The sequence below is a fragment of the Rhodococcus sp. SGAir0479 genome (assembly GCF_005484805.1).
Taxonomy (GTDB): domain Bacteria; phylum Actinomycetota; class Actinomycetes; order Mycobacteriales; family Mycobacteriaceae; genus Prescottella.
On the sequence record NZ_CP039432.1, the window covers coordinates 18,793 to 32,693 of the forward strand.

The window sequence follows — 13,901 nt, forward strand, 5'->3', positions numbered from 1 at the left end:
GCGCCGGGGTGCTCCTCCATTCGTCAATTCGCATACAGTGCCTCGATCTCTCGGGCGTACTTGGTGTCTATGGGGCCACGGCGGAGCTTCATCGTCGGGGTGAACTCGTCGCCGGCGGGCTCCCAGGTGGTCGGTAGCAGAGCGAACTTCCGGACCTGCTCCACACGGGAGAGTCGTTCGTTCGCGGCCGCCACGGCGCTGTCGACCTCTCCGCGTACCAACGGGTTCGACGCGAGATCGGCGTGCGATCCCGCGCGGAGCCCGTGGCGGGCGGCGAACGCGGCCGTCGCCTCGGGGTCGAGGGTCAGCAAGGCGACGAGGTACGGGCGGTCGTCCCCGACGACCGCGGCCCCGCCGATCAACGGACACGCCGCACGGATGGCCCCCTCTATGTTGGACGGCGACATGTTCTTCCCCGCCGAGTTGATGATCATTTCCTTCTTTCGGTCCACCATTCGCACGTAGCCGTCGGCATCGATCGTCCCTACGTCGCCGGTGTGCAGCCAGCCGTCGGCGTCGATCGTCTCGGCAGTCTTCACCGGGTCGCCCCGGTAACCCTTCATGATCGTCGGTCCGGCGACGAGGAGCTCGCCGTCGTCGGCGCGCGCGACCTCGACCCCACCGAGCGCTTTCCCTACCGTGCCGATGCGGATGCCGGACGGCGGATTGATCGTGGCGGCGGCGCACGTCTCGGACAGCCCCCAGGCCTCGCAACACGGGATCCCCAGCCCCAGTACGAACTCGACCACCTCCGGCGAGATCGGTGCCGCGGCGGTGGCCGCGATCCGCGCGCGATCCAGGCCGAGCTTGCGCCGGATTTTTCCGAGGACCGCCCGGTCGGCGAGCGAATGCTGCGCCCGTAGGCGGCGGGGGAGAGGGACGCGGTCGGACTGGAGGCGGGCCTTTCGCCGTCCGATGTCGATGGCCCACCTCGCGAGCCTCCGCTCGAGGGGGCGCGACTGCTCGAGCTCCTGTTCGATCGCGGCCTTGATCTTGTACCAGACCTGGGGCACGGCGACGAAGATCGTCGGCCGTACCTCCGGCAGGACGGTAACCGCCTGCTTGATGTCGGCCAGCGTCGTGACCCGAAAGGCGTCGGTGATGGCGAGATAGTGCGCGATCAATCGATTGGCAATGTGTGCATCCGGTAGGTAGGAGACGGTACTGTCGTCCGTCCGGCTCCCGACCATGTCGACGACAGCATCCCGCTGGGCGACGAGGTTCGCGTGAGTGAGCTCGACGCCCTTGGGCGGTCCGGTGGTGCCGGAGGTGTAGATGACGGTGAGCAGGTCGTGTGGCTCGACAGCCTTCCACCTTGCCTCGAAGTCGAAGTCCGGGTCGTTCATCGACTCGAGTTCCCGCAGGCTCGTGATCCCTTCGGACGCCGCATCCACGCAGACGATGCGTTCGACTGCCGTCCCGTCGGCCGCCCGCCGGACCACGGGCAGGAACTGCTCCTCGCAGATGACGATCCGGTTGCCGGCGTTGGCCAGCACGTAGTTCAGCTGCTCGGCGGCCAGCGTGTTGTACACCGAGAACGGAACTGCGCCCAGGTGCATCGCACCGGTATCGACCAGGTGGAACTCGGGGCGGTTGGTCAGCATGATCCCGACGGTCTCGCCGTGCCGAACACCGAGAGATGCCAGTCCGGCAGCGATCCTGCGTACCCGGTCGGCGTAGACGCGCCACGTGAGTACGACGGCGTCGTCGGGTGTTCGAAGTGCCACCGCATCGGGGTGAGTTGCAGCGGTGGCTTGGAAGGCCTCACACAGGGTCTTCGGTGCTGTCGCGCCGTACGCGGCCATGGCGTCCTCCTCGGGTCCGGTGTCGTCGATCGTGTTCAGGCCCGGTAGATTCGCCGGATCAGGCTGCGCGCCCGGTCGGTGTACGGTGGGTAGATGAATCGGAGATCGGGCCTGAACGTCTTGACCAGCACCGACTTTCGATGACTGAATGTCTCGAATCCCCACCGTCCGTTGTACGAGCCTGTGCCGCTGGCTCCCACGCCGCCGAACGGCAGGTCGGGCGCAAGGTACTGCACCACCGCGTGATTGACGACCGCTCCTCCGGAGCTGATGTCGGACAGCACCCGTCGGCGGGTCCGCGCCGACTTCGTGAACGTGTAAGCCGCCAGGGGTTTCGGGCGGGCGGTGACGAAGGCGATCGCCTGGTCGACCGAGTCGACGGTGAGCACCGGAAGGACCGGGCCGAAGATCTCCTCCCGCATCACCGGTTCGTCCGGCCCCGGATCCACCAGCACGGTGGGCTCGACGGTCAGGGAGGCCCGGTCGGAGCCGCCCCCGACGGCCACGGTTCCGGCGGTACGTCGTAGGTACCCGGACAGCCGGTCGAACTGTCGTTCGTCGACGACCCGCAGTCCCCGCCCAGGCTCGGTCCCCCGGAACTCGTCGAGGCTGCGGATCAACAGTCCGACCAGTTCGTCACGAACGCTGCGCTCGACCAACACGTAGTCGGGGGCGGTGCACGTCTGCCCCGAGTTTATGACCTTCGTCCACGCGAGGCGGCGGGCGGTGACGGCGAGGTCGGCGTCGGCCGTGACGATCGCGGGGCTCTTGCCACCCAGTTCGAGGGTCACCGGGGTCAGGTGCGGTGCCGCGCCGGCGAGAATCTTCCGCCCGATCTCGGTGCCTCCGGTGAAGAACGCGTGGTCGAAACCCTGCGCGAGGAGGGCCTGGGTGGTGTGACCGTCACCTTCGACCACGGCGACGGCCTCGCTGTCGAGATATCGAGGGAGGAGTCGCGCCAACAGTCGTGACGTCGCCGGGGTCAGCTCCGACGGTTTGACGACCGCACAATTGCCGGCCGCGAGGGCTGCGATCAACGGGTTCACCGCCAGGAGGAACGGATAGTTCCACGGCGAGATGACGAGCACCAGACCGAGGGGCTCGTACTGCACCCATCCCAGGGCCGGCATCTGGTCGAGTGGCAGGCGTCGCGGTCGACGCCGCATCCATCGACGGACGTACTTACGGGCGTGAACGGCTTCGGTCTTGACGTTCGAGATGTCGTCGAGCCACGAATCGAACCCGTCGCGACCCAGATCCTGCGCCAGCGCCTGCACGATCTCGTTCTCACGCTCGTCCAACATGCGCTCGATGCCGCGGAGCTGGTCGATCCGCCACTGCGGCGGTCTGGTCCGTCCGCCCGCGTAGACCGTTCGCAGCCCCGCGACGACGTCGGCTACGGCGTCGACGGCGGCTGAATCGATTGTGCCGGTGTCTATCTGATCGGTGGTCATGACGGCCTCAACTCCGTCTTGCACAACGGTTTCCTTGCGGCCGACGCGATGCGGGGTCGGCCGGGTGCCGGGGTCGATTCACCCGAACATGCCTGTGTCCAAGACTGGCCGCTCGGCGAGTGGTCGTCAAGACCCCCGAACTCAGTGGTCGCGTGTGCGGTCCGCGTGTCCCAGGTCCCGTCCCGGGACCGCGGCGTCGCGGATCAGCTTCTTGAGCGTCACGATGTCGGGAAAACCGCCGTCACGCTTGCGATCCCACACCAGCGTGTCCCCGACGCCGATCCGGAAGACGCCACCGGTTCCCGGAATCAGCGCCACCTCGGCGAGATCGGTGCCGAAGGTGTTCAGCAGCTCCTGCGCCATCCATCCGGCGCGGAGCAGCCAGTTGCACTGTGTGCAGTACGTGATGGTGACGCGGGCGGCGGCGGTCATGCCTCCAGCGTTGCAGACGTCCGCGCCCGCCGTGCACCCGCCCATTCGCTGACGGGTCGGCCCGCGACCAGATGCTGGTCGACCATCCGGTCGACGCGATGGGCGGTGAGTCCGGCGTACCACGTGTCGTCGGGGTACACCGCGACGACCGGTGCCTGCGAACACGGGAACATACAGCCGGTCTGGGTGACGAGGACGTCGTCGTCACCCAGCCCGCGCGCCTCGAGCGCGTGGTCCAGCGCCTCCGCGGTTTCCGGGCCGCCGCGCGCCGAGCACCGCGGTCCGCGGCACACCAGCACGTGCCGGGTGAAGCCGGGCACCTCGTCCCATGCCGGTGACGTGAGCGGCGCGGTGGTGGTGCGGGCCGGTGTCGTCGCTCCGCTGATCGCGGCGTCGAGCAGATCCGTGTAGTTCGCGGTGTCGGACAGCGGCGGAGCCAGACGGACGTCGGGTGCCCCTGCCCCGCGTTCGCGGAGCCAGTGTCCGACGACCCGTCGGAACCACACGTCGATCTTGCGGTCCAGCACGGTCTGCGCACTCACCACCACGATCTCGGCGGCCCCGGATGCGGCGGCCTCGTCGAGGGCGCCCGCGACCGACGTCCCGGACCCGCCGAGCACCGCGGTGCGGAAGACGGTGTCGGGATGGCGCTCCCCGAGCGCGTGCAGTGCGCCGCGGACCTGGTCGCGCGGGTCGTCGCCGCGGTCGGTGGGCGCGGTGACGACCACCCAGCGACGCGGACGAATGTCGTTCATGAGGAAAGCCTTTCGATTGCGGCGCCGGTCGTGCCGCACAACACCACCATGGGGCGTCCGGTGCGCGGATGCGGCTGGACGATCGCGTCGATGCCGTAGACGTCGGCGAGCAACTGTTCGGTGAGGACCGTGTCGGGGGCGCCCTCGGTGACGACGCGGCCGCGGTCCAGGACCACGAGGTGATCGCAGTACATGGCGGCGAGGTTCAGGTCGTGCATCGCGGCGACGGTGGTGAGGCCGCGCGCGCGAATCAGGTCGAGCAGTTCGAGCGACGCGGATACGTCGAGATGGTTGGTGGGTTCGTCGAGCAGCAGCACACAGGGTTGCTGCGCGAAGGCGCGTGCCAACTGCGTCTTCTGCCTCTCACCACCGGACAGGCTCTGCCACAGTCGATGTCGCAGGGCGGCGATCCCGGCCATGGCGAGGCTCTCGGTGACCACGTCGGTGCTCCCGGTCGGGGCCGGGCGGGCCCAGCCGCCGCGGCGCGGGATCATCCCCAGTTCGACGATCTGCTCCACCGTCAGTTCCAGGTCGGTGGCCGAATGCTGTTCCACCAGCGCGACGGTGCGCGCGAACTCGCGCCGGTGCAGTCCGGCCGCGGGCTCGCCGCCGATCAGCACCGTGCCGTCGTCGGGGCGGGTGAGGTGCGCGATCGCCGACAGCAGCGACGTCTTGCCGGAGCCGTTGGGCCCGATCAGTCCGGTGAACCGCCGCGACGGTGCGTGACACGTCACGGCGTCGAGGATCGGGGCGGTGCCGACCGACCACGACAGGTTCTCCACACGGATCTCGGGGGAGTGGTGGCTCATGCACGGGCTCCTCGCCGCCGGAGGAGCACGACGAACACCGGCACGCCGACGACCGCGGTGACGATGCTGATCGGCAACTCGCGGCCGGGCATCACGGTGCGGGCGGCGATGTCGGCCCAGACCAGCAACGACGCACCCGCCAGCGCGACGACGGGCAGTAGCCGGGCGTGCAACGGGCCGACGAGCATTCGGGCGGCGTGCGGGACGACCAGCCCGACGAAGCCGATCACCCCGGCCTGTGCGACGAGCGCTGCGGTGCACAACGACGCCACCCCGTAGAGCACCCAGCGGGAGCGTTCGACGTTGGTGCCCAGACTCGCGGCGGCCCGCTCGCCGAACGCGAACGAGTCCAGCACGCGTGCGTGCGCCAGGATCACGACGGTGGTGACCGCGACGACGACGGCGATGGTCGCCAGCCCGGACCACCGGGCCCCGGCCACCGAGCCCAGCGTCCATTGCAGCACCCGGTGGGCGGCGTCCCGGTCCCCGAAGAACACCAGACCCGAGGTGAGCGCGGCGGCCAGCTGACCGATGGCGATCCCGGCGAGCACCAGCCGTCCCGGAAGCAGCGCGCCCGACGGGGAGGTGGAGATGAGGAACACCAACAGCAGGCTCCCCAGGGCCGCGACGAACGCGGCGACCGACACCGCGCTCATGCCGAGGAAGCCGACCGTGCCGACGCCCGCCGTGAGTGCCAGCACCGCGCCGAGCGACGCGCCGCCCGACATGCCCAGCAGGTACGGATCGGCGAGCGCGTTGCCGGTGAGCGACTGCAGGACCGCCCCGCACAGCGCCAGCCCCGCACCGACCAGCGCGGCGGCGAGCACGCGCGGCAACCGCAGGTCCACGACGATGTGGCTGGTCAGCAGGTCGGTGCCGGGTCCGATGCCGAGGCGTCCGGCGACGGCGTTCACGACGGTGCCGATCGACAGGTCGGCCGCGCCGATCGCGACACCGGCCGCGCAGCTCACCACGAGCAGCGCGGCCAGCACCGCCGACCACCCGGTGGCGGTCGTCGCGGCTACCCGGGACGGAACCCGGGTCGTCGCACTCATGCCCGGCCGCCGCCGAGCTGCTCACCGACGGCCGCGGCGCCCTCGATCAGCCGGGGCCCGGGGGTACTGGCGGAGAACGGCACCACCACGAACGCGTTGTCGCGCACCGCCGTCAGGTCTCGCAGCGCGGGGTCGCTTCGGAGGTGGTTCTTCTTCGCCTCGGCGGTGTCCCACGACGCGTCGGCCAGCACGATGACGTCGGGATTCGCCTTCAGCACGGTTTCCCAGCTGCCGTCGAGCCAGGCGCCGTCGGCGTCGGCGAAGACGTTGGTGCCGCCCACCGCGTCGATGATCAACTGCGGGCCGCCGGCGTTGCCACCGACGTACGGGGTGTCGGTGCCGCTGTCGTACCAGAAGATCGTCCTGCCCTTCGCGGGGGCGGCGGACTCGATCCGGTCGAGGGTCGCGCGCATCTGCGCGACGACGTCGTCCGCCTCGGACTCGCGGCCGAACAGGGTGCCGTAGTCGATGATCTCGGTGGCGATCGAATCCCACGCGACCCGCGGACGCTGCGACTTGTCCTTGCAGGCGAACGGGGAGACGTAGGTGGCGATGCCGAGTTCGTCGAACGATTCGTGGGAGCCGACGGCCTTGTCGTCGAACGCACTCGAGTACGACGCGAACACCAGGTCCGGTCGGGTCTCGAGCAGGGCTTCGCGGCTGGGGTAGTCCTTCTCGTCCAGCACCGGCACCTGCGCGTACGCCGCCTGCCACTGCGGGGCGATCGAGTCGTCGAGGTACGCGGTGCCAACCATCCGACCTTCCGCGCCGATCGCCAGCGCCGACTCGGTGGCACCCTGGTTGAGCGTGACGGCCCGCTCCGCCGGCCCGTCGAGGGTGACGGTGCGGCCGCAGTTCTGCAAGGAGATCGACGCGGTGTCGGCGTCGTCGTCGGACGACCCGCCGCATGCGGTGAGGGTGAGGGCTGCGGCGATCGACACCGCTGCCGTGGAGATGACTCGGCGAGAGATATGGGTACGCAAAGCGACCCGCCTTCCATGACTCGTGGAAAACGTGCAGGTATGCGTCACGGCCGGTCTCCTGGCTCGGCAGGGATGACCGCCGACTACGCCTTCCCGGATGTATTCACATCCAGTGGCTGGGGTCGAACCCCTGGTAGTCGACGTACCTGCCCACAGTGGCGAGTACCGCGCCGGCTTCTACCGGACTTCCCGAACACCGTGACGACATCGTGAACAATAGACGACACCCCTCCGGCGACCGGCGGGCTCGCGACGGGATCGTCCGGTTCGGAGTCAGCCGAGGCCGGCTTCCCGTCGTTCGGCTCGCGGCATCAGCGCCGACGACACGGTGAGCAGTACCGCGACACCCAGGATGCCGAGGAACACGAGGTGGATGGCGCCGGAGAGCGCGGACGGCGCCGGTTCGGCCGTGTCGCCGACACGGGAGTTGACCAGCGCGCCGAACACCGCGACCCCGACGGCACTGCCGATCGAGCGGGCGAACATGTTGGTCGACGTCACCACGCCCCGCTCGCTCCAGTCGACGCTGGACTGGGCGGCGATGAGCGTCGGGGTGGCGATCAGCCCCATGCCGATGCCGATGACGAAACACGTCGCACCCACCTGCCACACCGGTGAGCCCTCCGCGAGCAGCAGCAACAACGCCGAGCCGACGAGTGCGAACACACTGCCGATCAGGGCGGTCGAGCGGAACCCGATCCGCAGGTACAGTCGTCCGGCCTGCGACGCCGCGATGGGCCAGCCGATCGTGAGCACCGCCAGCGCGAAGCCGGCGACCAGCGCCCCGGTGCCGAGGACACCCTGGACGAAGGTCGGCACGTACGTCGTCAGACCCATCAGGATGGCCCCCACCGACAGCGACACCAGGCTGCTCGCGACGAGCACCCGCCGGGTGAGCATGTACAGCGGCAGGATCGGGTCGGCGGCGCGGCGCTCGACGAACACGAACGCGACCAGCAGCGCCGCGCCCGCGACGAAGACCCCGATCCCGGCGGGCGAGGCCCACGCCCAGGCCTGACCACCCTCGAGCAGACCCAGGATCATCAGCGCCGCACCCGCCGTGAGCAGGACCGCGCCGGGGTAGTCGATGCGTGCGCGACGGGCGGTTCTCTCTTCCCGGAAATTGCGCAGGAGCATCCACGCCGCGACGGCGCACAACGGAATGTTGACGAGGAAGATCCATCGCCACGACAGGTATTCGGAGAACAGGCCACCGAGTGTCGGGCCCAGCACCGCCGACACGCCCCACACGCTCGCGATGTAGCCCTGGACCTTGGCGCGTTCGGCGACCGTGTAGATGTCACCGGCGATCGTCAGGCTCATCGGTTGCACCGCGCCCGCACCCAGGCCCTGGACGGCGCGGAAGACGATCAGCGCGGGCATGCTCCACGCGAGTCCGCAGAGCAGCGAGCCGACCGCGAACACCACGATGCCCAACATCATGATCGGCTTGCGGCCGAACATGTCGGCGAGCTTGCCGTAGATGGGCACCGACACGGCCTGCGCCAGCAGGTAGATGGAGAACAGCCACGGGAACTGGCTGAAGCCGCCGAGGTCGCCGACGATGGTCAGCACGGCGGTCGCAATGATCGTGCTGTCGAGCGCGACCAGCGACGTGCTCAGCATCAGCGACAGCAGGATGGGGCCGCGCTCGGAGCGCAGGCCGACGGATGATGTGGTCGCTGCGTCGGCGGTCTCGGTCGCCATTCGCCCTCCCGCCGGTAGATCGTCCAGTCCGAAACAAGGCTAACGATCCGGAGTCGGGCTCTATTCCCGGCGCCGGGAGACCGGTCACCGGCACCGGGTCGCCGGGCGTGCCACGCTGTGGGATGCGCCCGTTCGCAGGACCGATAGGGTGAGCATCGTGCGTCCTTCACTCGAGTCCTACACCCACCTGGCCGGCGGCAAGGTCCGTGATCTGTACACGATCGACGACGAGCATCTCCTGCTGGTCGCGAGTGACCGGATCTCGGCATACGACCACGTGCTCAGCACCCCGATCCCGGACAAGGGGCGGGTGCTGACCGCGATGAGCGTGTTCTTCTTCGAGAAGCTCGGTGGCAGCAACCACCTGGCCGGCGACCCGCTCGACGAGCGGATCCCCGAGGAGGTGCTGGGCCGCGCGCTGGTGGTCCGCAAGCTGAACATGATCCCGGTCGAGTGCGTGGCCCGCGGCTACCTGACGGGCTCGGGACTGGTGGACTACCAGAACACGGGTGCGGTGTGCGGCGTCGAACTGCCCGAGGGGCTGGTGGAGGCGAGCGAGTTGCCGGATCCCATCTTCACCCCGGCCAGCAAGGCAGCCCTCGGTGACCACGACGAGAACATCGACTTCCAGGCCGTCGTCGACAAGGTCGGCCAGGACCTGGCGGTCAAGCTGCGCAACGACACGCTCGACATCTACTTCCGGGCGGCCAGTTTCGCGCGCGAGCGCGGCATCATCCTGGCCGACACCAAGTTCGAGTTCGGTCTCGACAGCGACCACAACCTGGTCCTCGCCGACGAGGTGCTGACGCCGGACTCGTCGCGCTACTGGCCGGCCGAGGGCTACGAGCCCGGCAAGGTGCAGCCGAGTTTCGACAAGCAGTTCGTGCGCAACTGGCTCACCGGACCCGAATCCGGCTGGGATCGGGCCTCGGACACCCCGCCGCCGCCGCTGCCGCCGGAGATCGTCGAGGCCACCCGCGCGCGGTACATCGAGGCGTACGAACGCATCTCGGGGCTCTCGTTCGAGGACTGGGTGGGCTGATGACCACGCCGACTCCGCCTGTCGCGAAGCGGGTGCCGTTCGAGCGCACCCACCACGGGGACACGTTCGTCGACCACTACGAATGGCTGCGGGACAAGGAGAACCCCGAGGTCGTCGAGTACCTCGAGGCCGAGAACGCGTACACGGCCCGGCAGCTCGAACACCTGGAACCGCTGCGCGAGAAGATCTTCCAGGAGATCAAGTCGCGCACGCAGGAAACCGACATGTCGGTGCCGACGCGGCTCGGGGACTGGTGGTACTACACCCGCACGGCGGAGGGCAAGCAGTACGGCGTCCACTGCCGCTGTCCCATCGCGAATGCGGACGACTGGACGCCGCCGGACCTGTCGGCGGACGCCGCGATCGAGGGCGAGCAGGTGCTGCTCGACGGCAACGCGCTCGCCGAGGGCCACGAGTTCTTCTCGCTCGGCGCGTTCTCGCTCAGTCACGACGGGACGCTGCTGGCGTACTCGGTGGACGTGGTCGGGGACGAGCGGTACACGCTGCGGTTCAAGGACCTCCGCACGGGTGAACTGCTGGCGGACGAGATCCCGAACACGGCGCCCGGCGCGACATGGGCGATCGATCACCGGCACGTCTTCTATCTGACGGTCGACGAGTCGTGGCGGCCGGACACGGTGTGGCGGCACAAACTGGGCACCGACCAGGCCGACGACGTCCGCGTCTTCCACGAGCCCGACGAGCGGTACTGGGTTTCCGTGGGGTCCACCCGCAGCGAGAAGTACCTCATGATCTGGCTCGGCTCCAAGGTCACCACCGAGGGCTGGATCCTCGAGTCGGCCGACCCGGAGGGCGAGTTCCGGGTGATCCTGCCGCGCCGCGAGGGCGTGGAGTACGCGGCCGAGCACGCCGTCGTCGCGGGCCAGGACCGGTTCCTCATCCTGCACAACGACGTCGTCGACGGTGAGAAGGCCGAGAACTTCGTGCTTGCGCAGGCGCCGGTCGCCGACCCGGAAGCCATGGAGATCCTGGTTCCGCATCGCCACGACGTCCGGCTCGAGGACATCGACACCTTCGCCGACCACCTGGTGCTCAGCTACCGCCGCGACGTGCTGACCCGCGTCGCCATCTGGCCGCTGACCGCCGACGGCTACGGCGAACTCACCGAGATGGAGTTCGACGAGGAACTGTTCTCCGTCGGGCTCGGCTCCAACCCCGAATGGGAGCAGCCGACCCTGCGGATCGGCTACACCTCGTTCATCACGCCGTCCCGCGTGTACGACTACCAGCTCGCGACCGGTGAACTGCTGCTGCGCAAGTCGCAGCCCGTGCTCGGCGGCTTCGATCCTGCCGACTACGAACAGCACCGCGAGTGGGCCACCGCCGAGGACGGCACCCGCATCCCGCTGTCGGTGGTGCGGCGCAAGGGAATCGGTGGCGATCCGGCACCCACGTTGCTGTACGGGTACGGCTCGTACGAGGCGAGCATGGACCCGGCGTTCTCGGTGGCGCGGCTGTCGCTGCTCGACCGCGGCATGGTGTTCGCGGTCGCGCACGTGCGGGGCGGCGGCGAGATGGGCCGGCACTGGTACGAGAACGGCAAGACGCTCACCAAGAAGAACACCTTCACCGACTTCGTCGCGTGCGCTCGGCATCTGATCGACGAAGGGCGCACGACGCCCGCCCGGCTCGTGGCCGACGGCGGCAGCGCGGGCGGACTCCTGATGGGTGCGGTCGCGAACCTGGCGCCCGAACTGTTCGCGGGCATCCTGGCGAACGTGCCGTTCGTCGATCCGCTCACCTCGATCCTGGACCCGGACCTGCCGTTGACGGTGATCGAGTGGGACGAGTGGGGGAACCCGCTCGAGGATCCGCAGGTGTACGAGTACATGCGGTCCTACAGCCCCTACGAGAACGTCGAGGCCAAGGACTACCCGGCGATCCTGGCGATCACGAGCATCAACGACACCCGCGTGCTCTACGTCGAACCCGCCAAATGGGTGGCGGCGTTGCGGGCGACGAAGACCGGAGACTCGCCGCTGCTGCTCAAGACCGAGATGAGTGCGGGCCACGGGGGCGTCAGCGGCCGCTACGAGAAGTGGCGGGAAGTCGCGTTCGAGTACGCATGGGTACTCGAGACGGCCGGCGCCGTCGGCTGACCGCGCGTCGGCCTATCAGGCGACGGTCGGCCGGGCGCGCCGCATTTCGCTGGGCGCGCAGCCGAATTCGCGGCGGAACGCGCGCGTGAAGTGGGCCTGTGAGGAGAATCCCCACCGGGCCGCGACTTCGGCGATGCGGCGGTCGAACGCCGCCGGATCGACGAGCTCCTTGCGGGCACCGTCGAGACGCCGGCGGTGGATGAACTGCGACACGGTGGTGTTGTCGGCGGCGAACGTCCGGTTCAGGTGACGGGCCGAGACGCCGATCTCCCGGGCCACCGACTCGACCGAGAGGTCGGGGTCCGTGAGCCGGGCCATGATGTGCGTGGTGGCGGTGCGCCGCAGCGCCGTTCCGGTCGACTCACGGCCGGCCAGTAGCGTGAGGGCGGTCGCGAGCAGGTCGTCCCGGCGCTGGTCGTCGGCGTCGCCGTCGTCGATGAGGGCGCGGACGAGTCCGCCGAGCGCCCGCACGCGCGTTCCGTTCACGCCGGCCGTCGGCGACACGACGTACGGCAGGTCGGGGGAGCCGGCCAGCCGGTGCCCGCGCAACGCGTCCCGCGGGATGTCGATCAGTAGCTGCCGCATCTTCGTCTCGAACCCGAACAGGTACGGGTGGGCGGTGTCGTAGACGACCATGTCGCCGGCGTTCAGCCGCAGACAGCCGGTGGCGTGATAGAAGAACGCCGACCCGGTCACCAGCTGCGTGATGAAGACGGAGTCCTTCGGTGAGGCGCTGACGTGCTGCTGCGACCGGTCGATGACGTGCGGATTCCCGGAGATCTCCGCGAGTCGCAGCCCGCCCAGGTCCATGTTGAGCTGGCGTGCCTCGAGCCCGTCCTGATGGTACGTCGAGCAGCGCAGTCCCACGAGTTCCTGCGCGTTGTACTCCTCCCAGAACGCCACCCGATCGCGGTTGTCGATGCCGTCGGTGGTCACTGTGGTGATCTTGGGGGGCACGGGCCGGATACCTCCACTTGTCGGCGGGTCGCGGTGGTACCGCCTACCCGATGAGACGTGGGCCACACATGCCGCAGAAGTATGCATGGGCCGTCCGGACGCGTCAAATACGCCCGGGGGATGTCCGAAAGTGAACGTAGGTCTGTCCTGTTGGTGAAAGACGTCCCCGGCCTCGACGTCGTGTACTCGTTCTGCCGATGTAGCCGTCCCCGACGGCATCCGAAGAAGGAGAGTTCCATGCCCGAGGCCGCCAGCAACGAGTTCTGGGCCGATCTGAAGCCGATCGTGAATTCGATGAAGCCGGACGCCCAGCCCGAGGTGTTCCATCAGTTCGCCCCCGTCGACGACGAGCGGTACTACGCGCCGCTGACCGAGACAGTGTTCTCCCGCCCGCTGTGGATCTCGCCGCGCGACAACCGCTGGGCCGACATCCTGTGGGCCAAGTCCGCGGGCCTGGTCAACCGCCACTACCACCCGCACGAGGTCTTCGCGTGCACGATCTCGGGCAAGTGGGGCTACCTCGAACAGCCGTGGACCGCGACTGCGGGCTCCTTCGTCTACGAGACGCCGGGCGAGGGCCACACTCTCGTGGCGTACGAGCACGAGGACCCGATGCGCGCGTTCTTCGTGGTGACCGGCCCGCTGGTGTGGCTCGACGAGAACGGTGACAGCACCGGCCACTTCGATGTCCACGACTACCTCGCCCTGTGCCGGGACCACTACGAGAAGGTGGGCCTCGGCGCGGACTACATCGATTCGCTCATTCGCTGACGGCCGGAGAG

Annotated in this window: 12 protein-coding genes and 1 riboswitch; of the genes, 3 read left to right on the forward strand and 9 right to left on the reverse strand. The window is 69.0% G+C overall.

The window, feature by feature from the left end:
- Window positions 1–23 precede the first annotated feature (23 nt).
- The 8 genes from E7742_RS00090 to E7742_RS00125 all read right to left on the reverse strand — a co-directional run bounded on the left by E7742_RS00090 (window position 24) and on the right by E7742_RS00125 (window position 9,000).
- Complete coding sequence (locus E7742_RS00090; protein WP_137797061.1) at window positions 24–1,805, reverse strand: AMP-dependent synthetase/ligase; 1,782 nt, start codon at window positions 1,803–1,805, stop codon at window positions 24–26.
- Window positions 1,806–1,840: 35 nt separating this feature from the next.
- The gene (locus E7742_RS00095) at window positions 1,841–3,259 is read right to left on the reverse strand and encodes an aldehyde dehydrogenase family protein (RefSeq protein ID WP_137797062.1); all 1,419 of its coding nucleotides are present in this window, start codon (window positions 3,257–3,259) and stop codon (window positions 1,841–1,843) included.
- A 141-nt stretch (window positions 3,260–3,400) separates the two neighbouring features.
- A complete protein-coding gene (locus E7742_RS00100; protein WP_137797063.1) occupies window positions 3,401–3,691 on the reverse strand; it encodes a SelT/SelW/SelH family protein in 291 nt (96 codons plus the stop codon).
- Window positions 3,688–4,446, reverse strand: coding sequence for a (2Fe-2S) ferredoxin domain-containing protein (locus E7742_RS00105; RefSeq protein WP_137797064.1), 759 nt, complete (start codon window positions 4,444–4,446; stop codon window positions 3,688–3,690). The genes E7742_RS00100 and E7742_RS00105 overlap by 4 nt, the downstream gene beginning before the upstream one ends.
- Window positions 4,443–5,255: an ABC transporter ATP-binding protein gene (locus E7742_RS00110; protein WP_137797065.1), complete on the reverse strand. Its 813-nt coding sequence runs from the start codon at window positions 5,253–5,255 to the stop codon at window positions 4,443–4,445. The genes E7742_RS00105 and E7742_RS00110 overlap by 4 nt, the downstream gene beginning before the upstream one ends.
- On the reverse strand, window positions 5,252–6,310 hold the full coding sequence (locus tag E7742_RS00115) for a FecCD family ABC transporter permease (protein ID WP_137797066.1): 1,059 nt from the start codon (window positions 6,308–6,310) through the stop codon (window positions 5,252–5,254). The genes E7742_RS00110 and E7742_RS00115 overlap by 4 nt, the downstream gene beginning before the upstream one ends.
- A complete protein-coding gene (locus E7742_RS00120; RefSeq protein ID WP_137800982.1) occupies window positions 6,307–7,251 on the reverse strand; it encodes an ABC transporter substrate-binding protein in 945 nt (314 codons plus the stop codon). The genes E7742_RS00115 and E7742_RS00120 overlap by 4 nt, the downstream gene beginning before the upstream one ends.
- A gap of 73 nt (window positions 7,252–7,324) precedes the next feature.
- Window positions 7,325–7,509, reverse strand: a riboswitch (cobalamin riboswitch).
- A gap of 57 nt (window positions 7,510–7,566) precedes the next feature.
- On the reverse strand, window positions 7,567–9,000 hold the full coding sequence (locus tag E7742_RS00125; protein ID WP_137797067.1) for an MDR family MFS transporter: 1,434 nt from the start codon (window positions 8,998–9,000) through the stop codon (window positions 7,567–7,569).
- A gap of 157 nt (window positions 9,001–9,157) precedes the next feature.
- Between E7742_RS00125 and E7742_RS00130 the strand changes: the two genes are divergently transcribed.
- Window positions 9,158–10,042: a phosphoribosylaminoimidazolesuccinocarboxamide synthase gene (locus E7742_RS00130; protein ID WP_137797068.1), complete on the forward strand. Its 885-nt coding sequence runs from the start codon at window positions 9,158–9,160 to the stop codon at window positions 10,040–10,042.
- On the forward strand, window positions 10,042–12,162 hold the full coding sequence (locus tag E7742_RS00135) for a S9 family peptidase (RefSeq protein WP_137797069.1): 2,121 nt from the start codon (window positions 10,042–10,044) through the stop codon (window positions 12,160–12,162). The genes E7742_RS00130 and E7742_RS00135 overlap by 1 nt, the downstream gene beginning before the upstream one ends.
- 15 nt (window positions 12,163–12,177) lie before the next feature.
- On the opposite strand, the gene E7742_RS00140 is transcribed toward E7742_RS00135, so the two are convergent.
- Window positions 12,178–13,119, reverse strand: coding sequence for a helix-turn-helix domain-containing protein (locus E7742_RS00140; protein ID WP_175420368.1), 942 nt, complete (start codon window positions 13,117–13,119; stop codon window positions 12,178–12,180).
- A gap of 237 nt (window positions 13,120–13,356) precedes the next feature.
- Here E7742_RS00140 and E7742_RS00145 point away from each other — a divergent pair, with 237 nt between their 5' ends.
- A complete protein-coding gene (locus tag E7742_RS00145) occupies window positions 13,357–13,890 on the forward strand; it encodes a 2,4'-dihydroxyacetophenone dioxygenase family protein (RefSeq protein ID WP_137797071.1) in 534 nt (177 codons plus the stop codon).
- Window positions 13,891–13,901 lie beyond the last annotated feature (11 nt).

Bases quoted from the DNA above. Each gene is read 5' to 3' on its own strand.
- E7742_RS00105 (WP_137797064.1), bottom strand. From the start codon at position 4,446: ATGAACGACATTCGTCCGCGTCGCTGGGTGGTCGTCACCGCGCCCACC.
- E7742_RS00110 (WP_137797065.1), bottom strand. From the start codon at position 5,255: ATGAGCCACCACTCCCCCGAGATCCGTGTGGAGAACCTGTCGTGGTCG.
- E7742_RS00100 (WP_137797063.1), bottom strand. From the start codon at position 3,691: ATGACCGCCGCCGCCCGCGTCACCATCACGTACTGCACACAGTGCAAC.
- E7742_RS00115 (WP_137797066.1), bottom strand. From the start codon at position 6,310: ATGAGTGCGACGACCCGGGTTCCGTCCCGGGTAGCCGCGACGACCGCC.
- E7742_RS00095 (WP_137797062.1), bottom strand. From the start codon at position 3,259: ATGACCACCGATCAGATAGACACCGGCACAATCGATTCAGCCGCCGTC.
- E7742_RS00145 (WP_137797071.1), top strand. From the start codon at position 13,357: ATGCCCGAGGCCGCCAGCAACGAGTTCTGGGCCGATCTGAAGCCGATC.
- E7742_RS00125 (WP_137797067.1), bottom strand. From the start codon at position 9,000: ATGGCGACCGAGACCGCCGACGCAGCGACCACATCATCCGTCGGCCTG.
- E7742_RS00135 (WP_137797069.1), top strand. From the start codon at position 10,042: ATGACCACGCCGACTCCGCCTGTCGCGAAGCGGGTGCCGTTCGAGCGC.
- E7742_RS00090 (WP_137797061.1), bottom strand. From the start codon at position 1,805: ATGGCCGCGTACGGCGCGACAGCACCGAAGACCCTGTGTGAGGCCTTC.